The 14293-nt window shown below is 72.6% G+C and carries 14 protein-coding genes; 12 read left to right on the top strand and 2 right to left on the bottom strand.

Translation table 11 applies throughout. The features are described 5' to 3' along the window. Positions 1-43: 43 nt before the first annotated feature. Both EKH77_RS27335 and EKH77_RS27330 read right to left on the bottom strand, forming a co-directional pair. A complete protein-coding gene (locus tag EKH77_RS27335; protein WP_126916933.1) occupies positions 44-985 on the bottom strand; it encodes a peptidoglycan-binding domain-containing protein in 942 nt (313 codons plus the stop codon). A 55-nt stretch (positions 986-1040) separates the two neighbouring features. Next, positions 1041-1928 carry a CAP domain-containing protein gene (locus EKH77_RS27330; protein ID WP_126916932.1) on the bottom strand — a complete coding sequence of 296 codons (888 nt, stop codon included), beginning with the start codon at positions 1926-1928 and terminating at the stop codon, positions 1041-1043. Positions 1929-2144: 216 nt separating this feature from the next. On the opposite strand from EKH77_RS27330, the gene EKH77_RS27325 reads away from it, so the two are divergent. From EKH77_RS27325 to EKH77_RS27270, 12 genes are all read left to right on the top strand, one after another. Then, the gene (locus EKH77_RS27325; RefSeq protein ID WP_126916931.1) at positions 2145-3017 is read left to right on the top strand and encodes a peptidoglycan-binding protein; all 873 of its coding nucleotides are present in this window, start codon (positions 2145-2147) and stop codon (positions 3015-3017) included. A gap of 362 nt (positions 3018-3379) precedes the next feature. Continuing rightward, on the top strand, positions 3380-4624 hold the full coding sequence (locus tag EKH77_RS27320) for a DegT/DnrJ/EryC1/StrS family aminotransferase (protein WP_126916930.1): 1245 nt from the start codon (positions 3380-3382) through the stop codon (positions 4622-4624). A 67-nt stretch (positions 4625-4691) separates the two neighbouring features. Further along, positions 4692-5522: a DNA methyltransferase gene (locus EKH77_RS27315; RefSeq protein WP_126916929.1), complete on the top strand. Its 831-nt coding sequence runs from the start codon at positions 4692-4694 to the stop codon at positions 5520-5522. 5 nt (positions 5523-5527) lie between these two features. Continuing rightward, positions 5528-6823 carry a 2-deoxy-scyllo-inosose synthase gene (locus EKH77_RS27310; RefSeq protein ID WP_164737878.1) on the top strand — a complete coding sequence of 432 codons (1296 nt, stop codon included), beginning with the start codon at positions 5528-5530 and terminating at the stop codon, positions 6821-6823. Continuing rightward, positions 6816-7817: a hypothetical protein gene (locus EKH77_RS27305; RefSeq protein WP_164737877.1), complete on the top strand. Its 1002-nt coding sequence runs from the start codon at positions 6816-6818 to the stop codon at positions 7815-7817. The genes EKH77_RS27310 and EKH77_RS27305 overlap by 8 nt, the downstream gene beginning before the upstream one ends. A 63-nt stretch (positions 7818-7880) precedes the next feature. Continuing rightward, entirely contained in the window at positions 7881-8711 is an 831-nt protein-coding gene (locus EKH77_RS27300) for a glycosyltransferase family 2 protein (RefSeq protein ID WP_126916926.1), read from the top strand. Continuing rightward, positions 8708-9685 carry a radical SAM protein gene (locus EKH77_RS27295; protein ID WP_126916925.1) on the top strand — a complete coding sequence of 326 codons (978 nt, stop codon included), beginning with the start codon at positions 8708-8710 and terminating at the stop codon, positions 9683-9685. The genes EKH77_RS27300 and EKH77_RS27295 overlap by 4 nt, the downstream gene beginning before the upstream one ends. Beyond that, complete coding sequence (locus EKH77_RS27290; protein ID WP_164737876.1) at positions 9685-10626, top strand: NAD-dependent epimerase/dehydratase family protein; 942 nt, start codon at positions 9685-9687, stop codon at positions 10624-10626. The genes EKH77_RS27295 and EKH77_RS27290 overlap by 1 nt, the downstream gene beginning before the upstream one ends. Further along, positions 10623-11777, top strand: coding sequence for a DegT/DnrJ/EryC1/StrS family aminotransferase (locus EKH77_RS27285; protein WP_126916923.1), 1155 nt, complete (start codon positions 10623-10625; stop codon positions 11775-11777). Before EKH77_RS27290 ends, EKH77_RS27285 begins: the two co-directional genes overlap by 4 nt. A 16-nt stretch (positions 11778-11793) precedes the next feature. Then, positions 11794-12570 (top strand): phytanoyl-CoA dioxygenase family protein, encoded by a 777-nt coding sequence (locus EKH77_RS27280; protein ID WP_126916922.1) that lies wholly within the window; start codon positions 11794-11796, stop codon positions 12568-12570. A 65-nt stretch (positions 12571-12635) separates the two neighbouring features. Continuing rightward, positions 12636-13250, top strand: coding sequence for an SIS domain-containing protein (locus EKH77_RS27275; protein WP_126916921.1), 615 nt, complete (start codon positions 12636-12638; stop codon positions 13248-13250). 10 nt (positions 13251-13260) lie between these two features. Beyond that, a complete protein-coding gene (locus EKH77_RS27270) occupies positions 13261-14277 on the top strand; it encodes a zinc-dependent alcohol dehydrogenase (RefSeq protein WP_126916920.1) in 1017 nt (338 codons plus the stop codon). Positions 14278-14293 lie beyond the last annotated feature (16 nt).

Raw genomic sequence — 14293 nt, 5'->3', positions numbered from 1 at the left:
GCTTCCGTGCCTTTCGGTAATGGGGTGGGGCTGTCGGTGGGGGTTAGTCGGTGACGCGGAAGCCGTGCTCCGCGCCCAGCTTCTCGAGGGTGGTCCGGCCCGGGACGCCGTCGGCGTCGTCGCCCTCGTAGCCGCAGCGGCTCTGCCACTCGGCGTAGGCGTCCCGCGTGCTGGTGCCGAAGGAGCCGTCCAGCCACTCGGCGGCCAGCAGGCCCTCCGCGCGCAGGGCCCGCTCGACGACGAGGACGTCGTCGCGGTGGGTGGTCGCGCCCTGCGGGGCGTCGGGGTCGGTCCCGGCGGCGGCGATCACGTTCGCGAGGCTGACGTTGGGGGCGTCGGTGACGTCGGTGCCATCGGTGACGTCGCCGTCGGCGGCCGTGCCGGACGGCTCGTCGTCGCGTGCCGCAAGGCTCTCGCCCGAACCGGCGGCGAGGAGCGCGGACTGCGAGATGGCGCCCGGGTCCCAGTGGTCGTTGCCGGGGACGTTGGCGTGCCCGTAGTGGCCGCCCTCGTCGTGCCAGGTGTCGCTGTCGCGGCTGGTGGAGTCCGAGCCGTCGGAGGCGAGGTCGCCCGCCGGCCAGACGTCCGGGACGCCCCAGGAGCGGGCGGCCGCCAGCAGCGCGGCGAAGTTCGGGCCCGGCTGCCAGTAGCCGGTGAAGGGGTCGCCCGCCCGGGCCAGCACCTCGACCTGGACGCATACGCGGCCCGTGCGGTTGGTGCGGTCGTCGCCGTCGTTGCGCAGGGCGCGGGCGCTCTGGTCCAGCGGGCCGAACTGGCCGAGGCGGTCGGTCGTGGGGTCGTAGAGCAGGTGCGGCTCGGCGCCGATCTCGATCAGGTAGTCGGCCGTGGAGTCGAACTCCGCGTCGCCCGCGCCGCTTTCGGTGGTGTGCCAGACGACGCGGGCCGGCTCGTCGGGGGTGTCCATGTCGCCGCCGATGTCGCCGTCGCCCAGGCGTTCGGCACCGGGGATCCAGGTGATGCCCATGGGGGGTGTGTCCTCTCGGGTGTTGCTCGGGCCTTCGACTGTCGTCGCGGTGCCGTCAGCCGGCGAAGGTCTGCGTCCAGCGGCCGCCGCTGCCAGGGGAGAAGGCCGCCCCGAAGCGCCGGACGTCACGCCCGAGAATGTTGTCCCGGTGGTGCTGGCTGCGCATCCACATGTCCATGGTTCCGCGCACGTCGGAGCCGGTCGCCGCGTTCTCGGCCATGGGGACGTTCACGATGCCCACGTCGCCCATCCGCTTCCACGGCGTGCTGCCGTCCGAGCCGTCGTGGCCCAGGAAGTTGTTGCGCGCCATGTCGTCGGAGTGACGCTGGGCCGCCGCGCACAGCGCGTTGTCGAGGACCAGACCCGGCAGTCCGGCCTTCGCCCGCTCCTGGTTGACCAGACTCAGCATCAGCTCGACCGCGGAGCCGCCGCCACCGGGCTGCGGCTGGGGCTGGGGCTGCGGCTGCCGGCCGGGCTGGCCGCCCTGGCCGGAGGACGAGACGCTCTCCAGCCGCCACCGCTGCGCGTCGCTGCCGGAGTCGAGCTTCCACACACCCAGGAAGCGGCCGGCGCCGTCGGCGGTCAGGTAGGCGTCGCCGCCCTCCGTGCGCAGGCTCTTGAGGCGCACGTAGCCGTCGCCGGCGTCCTCCAGCCGCCACAGCTGGTTGGCCTGCCCGTGCTCGTTGACCAGGTGGGCCCGCCAGTTGGAGAAGTCGTAGTCGAGGACCATCGCCTGGCCGGGGCCGTGGGTGCCCTGCGTCAGCCCCGTCTCCAGCAGCCACGAACCGTCGGCCTTGGCCCAGAAGACCCAGCTCTGGGCGCGGGAGCCGTTGGCCGACCAGCCCTGGATCCTCGTGCCCGGCGCCGTATTGCTGTGGTCGACGTCGGCGACCACGCCGGTCGCCGAGCGGAGGACGTATATCTGACCGTTCTGCGGAGACATTTTCCCTGTTCCAACCGATCTTTAGCGCGGTGAGTTCTCGTTCCTGCTCCGCAAATACTGCCGGGGGCGGATCAACGGCCGATCGACAGGAAATAGGAGAACGCTCGACGGCACGTTCATGAATCGTCGATTTTTTGTGTGGCATGGTGATCAACGACCGTCACCCCAGGTCAGGGCGTGTCGGCGATCCTTCACCGAATCCAGGAGAGATAAACCATGGCCGGAGCCAGGGAATTCATCAGCGTCGCCCGGGAAGAGATCGGATACCAGGAGGGCTTTTCCGACGGGCACTGGGACAACGACAACAAGTTCGGCCGCTGGTACGGCATGAACGAAGAGGCCTGGTGCGGCATGTTCGTGAGCTGGGTCGCGGACCGCAGCGGGAACGGCGACATAGTGCCGCGCTACGCGTGGTGCCCGGCGGGCGTGGAGTGGTTCCAGGAGCGCGGCCGCTGGAGCGAGTACCCGGCCGTCGGCAGTGTGGTCTTCTTCGGCCCCGGCGGCGGTAACCACACCGGCATCTGCATCGGCTACACCGACGACGAGATCACCACCATCGAGGGCAACACCAACGACTCCGGCTCGGCCGAGGGCGACGGCGTCTACCTCAAGACCCGGCCGCGCAAGTCCTCGTACGTCTACGGGTACGGCGTCCCGGAGTTCCCCGAGGGGGCCGTCGTAGCCGACCCCGACTGGAAGGGGCGCCCCGGCGTCGTCCACTTCGGCGAGCAGGCCGACGAGTCCGACATCCCGGCCGGCCGCGACGCCACCCCCGCCCCCGCACCGCAAGAGGAAAAGCGCACGGCGGACGAGACCGCCACCGACTCCGACCCCGACCCCCGCCAGGTCGTGATCGACGGCCTGGCCTACGGCCCGGGAAGCAGCGGCGAGCACATCACCCGCCTGGGAGAGATGCTGGTGCGCGCGGGCTGCGGCGCCTACCGGGTGGGGCCGGGCCCGGAGTGGACGGAGGCCGACACCGAGTCGGTGCGCCGCTACCAGCGGATGATCGGCGACACGGGGGCCGACGCGGACGGCATCCCCGGCCCCCGGCAGCTGGCCCGGCTGACCGAGGAGTACGGCCGGTGAGCCGCGGGGCGGGGCGGCGCCGCGAGGCGACGCCCCGCCCGCCACACCCCCCCGGAGGCCACCGGCACCGGTGCGCAATTCCGGTCAAGGTCCAATCCCCAGCGGACAGTTGAGACAAGCGTCAACTGTCCCCGTCCTCAACCATACGCAGGACAATCAAGCTTCCCGCACGTCCCAGGGCCATCGGAGCCGAGGCGAGTCAATGCGCCAACCGCCTACTGGTCGTTGACGCCTGCCACACGCACATGCGTACGCTTCTCAATAATCCCGTTCCGCTTCAGCGGAACGGCGTGCGCGCGACACCGTTGGCGTTCGGCCCACTCCCCACGCTCGTGGCCCGGTGAACACGGAGGTCCGGCAGCTTGAAGACACACACCCACTCATGGCCCGCGTGGCCCAGGTACACCCCCCAGACCGAGGAACGCCTGCTCGCGGCGCTGCGGTCGGGCCGCTGGACGGTCAGCGGCGCCTACACCGGCGAGCGGTCCTTCGAGGAGTCCTTCGCCCGGGCCTTCGCCGAGTATCTCGGCGCCGCCCACGCGGTCCCCACCTGCAACGGCTCGGCGGCGCTCACCGTCGCCCTGGAGGCGCTGGACGTCGGCCCCGGCGACGAGGTGCTCGTCCCCGGCATCACCTGGGTGGCCTGCGCCTCCTCCGTCCTGCGCGTCGGCGCGACCCCCGTGCTCGTCGACGTCGATCCGGACACCCTGTGCATGTCCGTCGCGGCGGCCGAGGCGGCGCTCACCCCCAGGACCAAGGTGGTCATGGCGGTGCATCTGTACGGCTCGGCCGTGGACCTCGACGCCATGGGCGTGCTGACCCGCCGGCACGGCCTCGCGCTGCTGGAGGACTGCTCCCACGTGCACGGCGCCACCTGGGACGGGCGCCGGCTGGGGAGCTTCGGTGACGCGGCTGCGTTCAGCCTCCAGCAGACCAAGCTCCTCACCTCCGGTGAGGGGGGCGTCGCGGTGACCTCCGACCCGGAGATCCACTCCCGTCTCTACCGCAAACGGGCCGACGGCCGCCGGCACCGGACGGGCACCCCGCCCGGCGAGCTGGAGCTGGAGGAGCTGCCCGGCGTGCAGGGGTACAACTACTGCATGAGCGAGTTCAACGCGGCCGTCGCGCTGGACGGGCTCGGCCGGCTCGACGAGGAGAACGACCGGCGCAGAGCCTCCATGCGGCGCCTGGAGGAGCTGATCAAGGACATCGAGGGCGTGTACCCCCTCGTCCGGCCCGCCTCGCTGACCGCCGAGGCCGCCTACCAGTTCTGTGTCCGGCTGCGTCCCGAGGTGTTCGGCCACGGGGCCAAGCACAAGGTCGCCGCGCTGCTCTCCCAGCAGCTGGGGGCGCATATCGAGCCCATCGACTCGGCACTGAACCGCAACGACCTCTACCAGCCGCTCAGTTCCGGCTGGATCAGGGCCGGGACCGATCCCCGGCGGGCCCGGGAGCTGGACCCGGCGCGGTTCGAGCTGCCCGTCGCCGAGGCCGCGGGGGAGAACGCCGTCGTCCTCCCGCACTGGATGTTCCTCGCCCCGCCGGAGCGCATGGAGCTCGTGGCCGCGGCGCTGGAGACGGCCCGGACCCGGCTCGGCGTCGTCTGACGCCGAGCGAATCCGCGTTTCCGGCAGCCCCGCCCCATGGAGCAGCCCCACGTAGAAAGGGCACGCCATGAACTCCCGTACAGCGCCGGACACCGCCGTGCGCACGGTGACGGCGACCGGCGGCGGCACCCTCACCCAGGGCGACGCCGTCGACTTCCTGCGCACCCTGCCCGACGCCACCGCCCGGCTGGTGGTCACCTCCCCCTGGTTCACCGGCCCCTTCACGGCCTCCTCCACCGACCCCACCAGCCCCGGCTTCGCCAAGTGGCTCGACCCGTTCGTGGCGGAGATCGCCCGGGTGCTCCGGCCCGACGGCAGTCTCGTGCTGGAGCTGGGCTGCTGCTGGGCCAAGGACGCCCCCGTGCGCACCGTGCAGAACTTCTCCGCGATCACCGGCCTGCTCGCCGGCGGCGACTGGCATCTGCTCCAGGAGTTCTACTGGTACAACCCCGGCTTCCTGGACAGCGACGTGGAGTGGCGCGACCGGCGCCGGGAGCGCTTCGACGACTGTGTGAGCACGTGGTTCTGGCTGGCCAGGACACCCGACGTGCCCGTGGACGTCAAAGCGGTGCGCGGCTTCCAGAACCACCTCACCCGGACGTACGGCAACTTCCTCGTCCTGGGCGACTCCGCGGCCGACGACCACGGCCCCGCCGACGCGTCCGGCGATCCGTCCGGTGAGCGGGAACGGGCCCACGCCGAGCGCTTCCCGGTGGCGCTGCCCGAGTACTTCATCCGCCTGCTCACCCGCGAAGGCGAACTCGTCGTCGATCCCTTCGCCGGGACCGGGGCCACGGCCCTGGCCGCCGAGACCACCGGCCGCGCCTGGGCGTGCAACGACTTCTCGGACGAGGCGACCGGGATCGCCGAGCGGCGCATCGACGCATTACGAAGGTGATGGTGATGGACTCCCAGCTCCCTCCCCCGGCCCCCGCCGACCCCCGCGACCCTCAGGCCGACTCCCGCGACTCTCAGGCCGATCCCCACGACCCTCATGGTCCCCACGACTCCCCGCCGCCTCTGACCGAACGGCACTTCTCCCTCGGCGACCGGCGCGTCCGGGTACTCCTCGGGCACGACTGTCTCGACGACGTGGCCCAGGCGCTCACCGGACTGGACGCGGACCGCTTCGTGTTCGTCACCGACGACACCGTCCAGGGCGTGGTCGCGAGCAAGCTCGCGGGCGTCGTCGAGCAGACCGCTCCCGCCCTGCTGCTCTCCCACCCGCCCGGCGAGGCGCACAAGAACCTGGCCACGCTCTCCCGGTTCATCGACCTCTCCCTGGACTTCAAGGTCACCCGCCGCTCCGTCGTGGTGGCCGTCGGCGGCGGCATCCCCGGCAACATCGCCGGGCTGCTGGCCGGGCTGCTCTTCCGGGGCATCCGGCTCGTCCACGTCCCCACCACCGTCATCGCCGCCTGCGACTCGGTGATCTCCGCGAAGCAGGCCGTCAACACCGCGCACGCCAAGAACACGGTGGGGCTGTACCACCCGCCCGAGCTGATCGTCGTCGACTTCGGCGTGGTGGCCATGGGCTCCCCGCGCGACATGCGGTCGGGCACCTGCGAGACCGTCAAGAACGCGCTCGCCATCGACCCCGGCCAGATCCCCACCCTGCGCCGGCTGCTGCGACCCCGGGCCGACTACACGGCCTCCGACCTGGAGGAGATCTTCGAGCTGAGCCTGGCGGTCAAGAGCCGGCTGCTGCTGGAGGACCCCCATGAGAAGTACTCGGGCGTGCTGCTGGAGTACGGCCACACCGTCGGCCACGCCCTCGAACTCGCCAGCGCCGCGCCCGGCTCGGGGGCCGTCCCCGTCAAGCACGGCGAGGCGGTGGCACTCGGCATGGCCGTCGCGGCCGACGTCGCCCACCGGCTCGGCGCGCTGGGCGCGGACGCCGTGGCCACGCACGAGGAGCTCATCGAACGCGTCGGCGTGTGCCGCTGCCTGACCGCCGGGCTGGACACGGAGACGGTGATGCACCACATCGGCTTCGACAACAAGCGCGGCTACGAGGCACACACCTCCTCGGACGTGCCGATGGTGCTGCTCGGCGCGCTGGGCGTCCCGCTCGGCCTCGGCCAGCACTACCTCACCCCCGTCCCCCGCCGGGCGGTGCGGGCCGCCGTGGACGAACTGCTGCGCCGGGGCCGCGAGTGCGACGGGGGCCACGACCGGGGGCACGATGCCCATGGCTGAGATCGTCACGGCCCGCGCCCCCCTGCGGATCTCCCTGGCGGGCGGCGGCACCGACATCCCCAGCTACTCCGCCCGCCACGGCGGACTGGTGATCGCCTGTGCCATCGACCGCTACGTCGGCGTCACCGTCCACCCCCGGGAGTTCCGGGGCCGGCTGCGCACCGCCGCGGACTCCTGCGAGACCGTGGCGGAGGCGGCGCGGCACCCCGACCCCATGCTGCGGGCCTGCCTGACGCGCGCGGGGCTGCTCCGCGACCGCCAGGTCACCGTCTTCGGCGACGTGCCCAGCGGCAGCGGGCTGGGCGGCTCGGCGGCCCTGGCCGTCTCCGTGCTCCACGCCGCCTCCCACCCGCACGCCCACGCCCCGGACGCGGACGCGCTCGCGGAGACGGCGAGCCGGATCGAGATCGAGGACCTGGGCCGGGCCGTCGGCAAACAGGACCACTACATGGCGGCCCACGGCGGCGTCCGGCTGCTCCGCTTCACCCCCTCCGGGCAGGTGGAGACCGAACGCCTCGACCTCGACCCGGGCGTGCGCGCCGAGCTGGAGGAGCGGCTGCTGCTCTTCTACACCGGCATCAGCCGCGACGCCGGGGACATCCTCTCCGAGCAGAACCGCCGCACGCTTCAGGGCAACGGCGACGCGCTGGAGCGCCTCCACGCGATCCGGCGCATCGCCGACGACATGGCCGATTGCCTCCGCAAGGGCGACCTCGACGGCGTCGGCCCCCTCGTCGAGGAGCACTGGCGGCTCAAATCACGGCTCGGCACCCGGGTCAGCAGCCCCTGGCTCCAGGGCCTCCACGACCGGGCGCTGGCGGCCGGCGCCGCCGGCGGGAAGCTGCTGGGGTCCGGCGGCGGCGGGTTCCTGCTGCTGGTCTGCGCCCCCGACCGGCGGCAGGCGGTGCGCCGGGCCATGACCGGCGCGGGCCTTGTGGAACTGCGCTTCCGCTTCACCGAGCACGGCTCCCGGGCCGTCGCCCTGCCCTTGTGAACCACCGCTCCCACCACCCCCATCGGCCACACGAACGCACACCGAGCGAAGGGCGATCCAGCCGTGCTGGTCACCGTCGTCACCCTCACCCGAAACCGACCCCACCTGCTGGAGCGCGCCCTGCGCAGCGTCCAGCGGCAGGACCTCGACGCCCCCTTCCGGCACCTCGTCGTGATCGACGACTGCCACGAGACCTATACGTTCCTGCGCTCCCGCGAGCCGCTGCCCGCCAATGTCCGCTGGCTGCTGGCCGGGCGCGGCCCCGGTGACGTCTCCGGGCCGGGACGCTCGGCACGGCTGCGCAACATGGCCGTCCGCGCGAGCCGCGCCCCCTGGATCGGCTTCCTCGACGACGACAACGAATGGGAACCGGACCACCTCAGCAGCCTGCTGGAGTGCGCCGGGCGGACCGGCCATCGCGCCGTCCACTCCCACCTGCGGATGCTCAACGCCGACGGCAGCCCCTACCTGGAGCCGCGCGAGCCCTGGGCCCGCGACCCGGTGGAGGGCCGCGCCCAGTGGTCGCGGATGCGCGCCAAGGGCGTCGTGTCCCCCGGCGGCTGTGTGCGGCGGGACCGGCTCGACCCGCCGGGCACGGAGGATCCCGTCGTCTCCGTCGACACCGGCGAGTGGCTGCTGGCCCGCGACCTGCTCCTCGAGGTGCCTTTCCAGGACGTCTACGACGCCCACGACGAGGCCGAGTCCATCGGCGAGGACGACAAGCTCGCCATGGACCTCCGCACCCGCGCCGAGCCGGTGTCCTGCACGGGAAGGGCCACCTTGCGCTACTACCTCGGCGGCTACTCCAACAACTTCTCCCTCCCCTTCGACCCGACCTTCTCCTGGCGGGACTCCGGGGACGCCTCCGATCAGAAACCCGAGGCGGTCCGATGACGTATCACATCGAGAACGGAAGGGTGGTCACCCCGGAGGGGTGCGAGCTCAACGTCGCCCACCACTGCAACCTCGGCTGCGCCTCGTGCAGCCACCTCTCCCCCGTCTTCACCAGGTCCTTCGTGGCGCCCGAGACGGCGGCCGACGACCTGGCCCTGCTGGCGAAGTCCTTCCGGGCCCAGTTCGTGAAGGTCCTCGGCGGCGAGCCGCTGCTCCACCGGGAGCTCGTCCCCATCCTGGGCTCGGTGCGCGCCAGCGGCATCGCGCCGCGCATCGTCGTGTGCACCAACGGCGTGCTGCTGCCGCGCATGCGCGAGGACTTCTGGGCGGCGGTGGACGAGGTGGAGATCTCCGTCTACCCCGGCAAGGAGATCCCCGAGGAGAAGATGGCCCGGATCCGCGACCTCGCGACGGACCACGGGGTCACCCTGACCCTCCTCCACTACTCGCACTTCCGCTACTCCTACTCGGAGTTCGGCACCGGAGACGAGCGACTGGTGCGGCGGATCTACTCGACGTGCCAGATCGCGCACGTGTGGCGCTGCCACACCGTGTTCGAGGGCCACTTCTTCAAGTGCCCGCAGTCCGTGTTCCTCCCCCGGGTCCTGGACGACGTCGCGGACCCGTGGGAGGACGCGCTGGAGATCACGGACGACCCGGGGTTCGCGGACCGGCTGCTGGCCTACCTCCGGTCGCCCGAGCCCCTGCGGGCCTGCCGCAACTGCCTGGGCAGCGCCGGGCGGCTGATGCCGCACGAGCAGCGCACCCGCCGCGACTTCCGGCTGCCGCAGCGGCACCCCACCGAGGACCTCACCGACCGCGCGTTCCTGGAGCTGCTGGACCGCACCCCCGACGCGGACGACGGCTGCGCCGTGGACAGCGCGGCGGAATGGCACTCCCGGCTGACCGAGACAGCCGGCGCAGTGGGCCCGGCGTCCGCCCCCACCACCCACCACACCCCCAAGGGGACCTGATGCGAGCTCTGGTGACCGGCGGCTCCGGCTTCATCGGCCGCCACGTGGCCCGTCGCTTCCACGAGGAGGGCCACGAGGTCCTCGTCGTCGACACGCGGTGGACGCCCGACGATCCTTTCCCGGGCGCGGCGCTGAGCGTGACCGCGCGGCGGGAGCTGACCGACCTGTTCGCCTCCTGGCGGCCGGACGTGGTCCTGCACCTCGCGGGCGTCGCCGACGCCCGCGCCGTGCTGGCCGACCCGGTGACCGCCATGGACGTCAACGTCACCGGCACCACCGTGGTGCTCGACGCGGCGGCCGCCTCCGGTGTCTCCCGCGTCGTCCTCGCGGGCAGCTGCTGGGTGTACAACGCCATGCGGATCGAGGCCATCGACGAGGACGAACCGTTCCTGCCCACGGGCGCGGGCCACTTCTACACCACGTCGATGATCGCCAAGGAGCTGCTGGCCCGCGACTACGCCCGGTTGCACGGCCTCGCGTCCACCGTCCTGCGCTACAGCCCCATCTACGGCCCCGGCATGTGGCCCGGTCTCGTCGTCTCCGCGTTCCTGCGCGCGGCGGCGGAGGGCCGGGAGCTGACCGTCTTCGGCGACGGCTCCGAGCGCCGTGCGTTCCTCCACGTCCACGACCTCGCCGACGCCTTCCACCGTGCCACGGCGCCCATAGCCGCGGGCCAGGTCTACAACCTGGAGGGGCCAGAGATCATCACCACCGGGGAGCTCGCCGAGCGGGTCTCCGCGCTGTTCGGCGGGGTGCCCATCACCTACCGCGAGGAGCCCACCCGGCGCGGTGAGCTCGTCTACTCCCAGCGCTTCGTCTCCACCGCCAAGGCCCGCGCCCAGCTCGGCTGGGCCCCCAGGATCACCATCGACGAGGGGCTGCGCATGGAGCTGGAGCACCGCACGGACCGCAGCGGCACGGCGGAGGTGGGCGGCCGATGACCGATCCGCGGGTGGTCCCCGTCAAGCCCGACTTCTCGGCCGAGGACATCGCCGAGGTGCTCGCCGCCGTGCGCACCGGCCTGGAGACCGGGCAGCTCACCCAGGGCGCGCAGGTCGAGGCCTTCGAACGGGAGATGGCGGCCTACACCGGTGCCCGGCACGCGGTCGCCGTCGCCTCCGGCACGGCCGCCCTGGTCTGCGGGCTGCGCGCGCTGGCCGGCGAGACCGCCGGCGGCGAGGTGCTCGTACCGGCCAACTCCTTCTACTCCACGGCCGCCGCGCCCCTGCTCGCCGGGCTGCGGGTACGACTGACCGACGTGGACGCCGCCACGCTCGCGCCCGGCGTCCGCGAGCTGGAGCAGGCCGTCACCGACGCCACCACGGGCGTCCTGATCGTCCACATGGGCGGCATCGTCACCCCGGACCTCGAGGACATCGCCGACTGGTGCGCCCGGCGCGGCCTGTGGCTGTTCGAGGACTGCGCCCACGCCCACGGCAGCCGCCTGGACGGGCGCCACGCCGGGACGTTCGGCGCGGCCGGGGCGTTCTCCTTCTTCGCCACCAAGGTCATCACGTCCGCCGAGGGCGGCATGGTCACCACCGACGACGACGGACTCGCCCGGCTCGTCCGCCTGTACCGCAACCTGGGCAAGCCCGAACCCTGGCGCAGCATCCACACCGTGCTCGGCGAGAACGCGCGGATGAGCGAGCTCCACGCCGCCGTCGGCCGCACCCAGCTCCGCCGCCTCGACGAGTTCCTGGCCGTCCGCGACCGGCTCGCCCGGCGCTACACCGACGGCCTGGCCGGGATGCGCGGCGTCCGCCCGCTGCTGCCCGGGCACTCCCCCGCGAGCTGGTACAAGTACGTCGTCGTGCTGGACCCCGGTGTGGACCGGCAGCGGCTGCGGGAGCGGATGCGGGACGCCGGGGTGCAGCTGGGCGGCGAGATCTACGAGATGCCGCTGGACGCCCAGCCGGTGTTCGAGGGCCGGTTCCCGCCCGGGGAGCACCCCGTGGCGGCGGATCTGTGCGCCCGGCACATCTGCCTGCCCCTCCACACCCGGATGAGCGACGACGACACCGACACCGTGCTGCGCGCCCTCGACAAGGCCCTCGCCGAGGAGGACGTGACCCTGCCCCCGAGGCACTGACGGAAAGGGAACCCCTGTGCCCGCCCTGTCACCGGAAGAGCTGTACCTCTTCGACACCACCGGATTCCTGGTCGTGCCGGGCGTCTTCGGCCCGTCGGAGGTCACGGGCCTCCGCGCGGAACTCGACCGGCTCCACCCCGTCGACCCCGGCTTCGCCAACACCCGGCGCTACGACGACCTGCCCACCACCAGCGAGCTCTTCGCGAAGCTCGGCCGGGACGAGCGCATCGTCGGCCGGGTCCGCGAGGTCGTCAACCAGCCGCTGCGCGTCCTGGAGGGCTACGCGCTGCGGCGCGGCCGGGACAGCGTGCTCTATCTCCACGGCGGCAACTCCGAACTCCTCGACCTCGACGGCGGTACCGTGGGCCGCGACCTGTCGATCACCCACACCTACCACGACGGCAAACTGTTCTGCCCCTACGTGAAGGCCCTGGTCTACCTCAGCGACATCCGCTCCCCCGAGGACGGCTCGTTCTGCTACATCCAGGGCTCGCACAAGGCCAACTACCCCCTGCTGCGCCACCGCGCCGAGCGCGGCGAGCGCGCCTCGCTGATCGACGAGGGCTTCCCGACGCTCACCGACGTCTTCGTCGGCGCCGGCGACCTGCTGATCCTCAACGAGGCGCTGATGCACGGCACCCGCCGCAAGCGCACCCCCGGCGACCGCCTCCTGGCCGCCTTCGGGTACGGGCCGACCTACATGGCCGACTGGAGCGAGTGGGACGGCGAGACCGGCGACCTGCGCGGCACCGGATACGTCGACCACGACGTCGAAGAGGACTTCGTCCGCTGACCCCTCAACGACCGTGGTGTCCCCCGCACCCCGGCGCTCCCCGACACGATTGCAGGTACGCAGAGATGACGCAGGACTCCACCGCCGCCGGCCGTCCGGCCCGTGGCCCGTGGGACGAGTACCTGGACACCGCGGGCCCCCTCCTCGAGGCCATGGGCGACCAGGTCCACCGACTGATCAGCGAACTCGACGAGGTACGGCGCGACGGGGCCACGGTCTACCTGGCGGGCAACGGCGGCAGCGCCTCGGCCGCCTCCCACCTCGCCCAGGATCTCCTCAAGGGCACCTCCGCCGAGCAGAACCCGCCGCTGCGCGCGATCGCCCTGACCGACAACCTGTCCATGCTCACCGCCTACGCCAACGACTGCGGGTACGAGAGGGTGTTCGTCGAGCCGTTGCGGCTGATGGCGCGCCCCGGCGACCGGCTGCTGGTGATCAGCTGCTCGGGCACCAGCCCCAACGTGGTGGCCGCGGCCCGGTGGGCCAAGGAGGCGGGGCTGCGGGTGATCGCGGTGACCGCGGGCACCGGAGGCATCCTGCGCGACCTGGCGGACACGGAGGTCAACGCCCCCACCAAGGACGTCGGCATGGCCGAGGCCATGCACAGCATGATCTTCCACTTCGTCACCCAGTCCCTGCGTGACAACAGCGGCAGCACCCCCCACTCCCACCAGGGCTGAGAGGTCTCCCATGCGTGCAGCAGTGCTCAACGGCCCCCGCGACCTGTCCGTCGGGACCGTCCCCGACCCGGTGCTCCCCGAGGGGTGGGCCCTGGTCCGCGTCGCCTACAACGCGATCTGCGGCAGCGACGTCTCCCTGTACAACGACGTGTGGCACGGCGCCGCGTTACCGGCCGTACCCGGCCACGAGTGGAGCGGCACGGTCGCCGAGACCCGGAGCCCCCTGGTGTCCCCCGGGGACATCGTGGCCGGGGACATCGCGCTGACCTGCGGACACTGCTCGTGGTGCCGCGCGGGGCAGGTGGTGATGTGCCCGGAGCTGCGCGAGTTCGGCTTCACCGACCCGGGCGGCTGCGCCGAGTTCATCGCCGTGCCCGCGACGAACCTGGTGCGGCTCCCGCCGGGCACCGACCTGCTGGCGGCCACGCAGACGGAACCGCTGGCCGTGGCCCTCCACGCGCTGGACCGGGTGCGGCTGGAGGCCGGGGAGACCGTCGCCGTGCTGGGGTGCGGCGGCATCGGCCTGAACGTCCTCCAGGCGGCCCGGGCGTCCGGCGGCCGGGTCGTCCTCGCCGTCGACCCGATCGAACGGCGCGCCTCCGTGGCCGGATCCCTCGGCGCGCGGACCGCGCTGTCGGACGCCGAGGAGGTCGCGCGGTGGATCGAGGACGTGGGGCCCGCCGGGCTGCCGGACGTCGTGCTGGACGCCTGCGGCGAGCCGGAGGCGATCCGGCTCGCCGCCGAGCTGGTACGGCCCGGTGGCCGGGTCGGGCTGATCGGCTACAAGGTCGGCAAGCGGGTCGAGATGCCGGCCGCGCAGTGGCCGCTGAAGCTGATGTCGACGATCGGCGTGATGGGGCCGGGCCGTTTCATGCGCCGGGCGGCGGACCTGCTCGCGGACGGTGCCGTGCGCACCGACCGGGTCATCACCCACGTGCTGGGGCTGTCGGAGGCGGACAAGGCGTTCCGGCTCGCCGACCAGCCCGGCCCGGACGTGATCCGCGTGGCGATCCGTGCCGACGGCTGAGCGCGGGGAGGGAGGG

The sequence above is a fragment of the Streptomyces luteoverticillatus genome (genome assembly GCF_003970715.1).
Classification (GTDB): domain Bacteria; phylum Actinomycetota; class Actinomycetes; order Streptomycetales; family Streptomycetaceae; genus Streptomyces; species Streptomyces abikoensis.
This window is presented reverse-complemented; position numbering and strand designations above follow the sequence as displayed.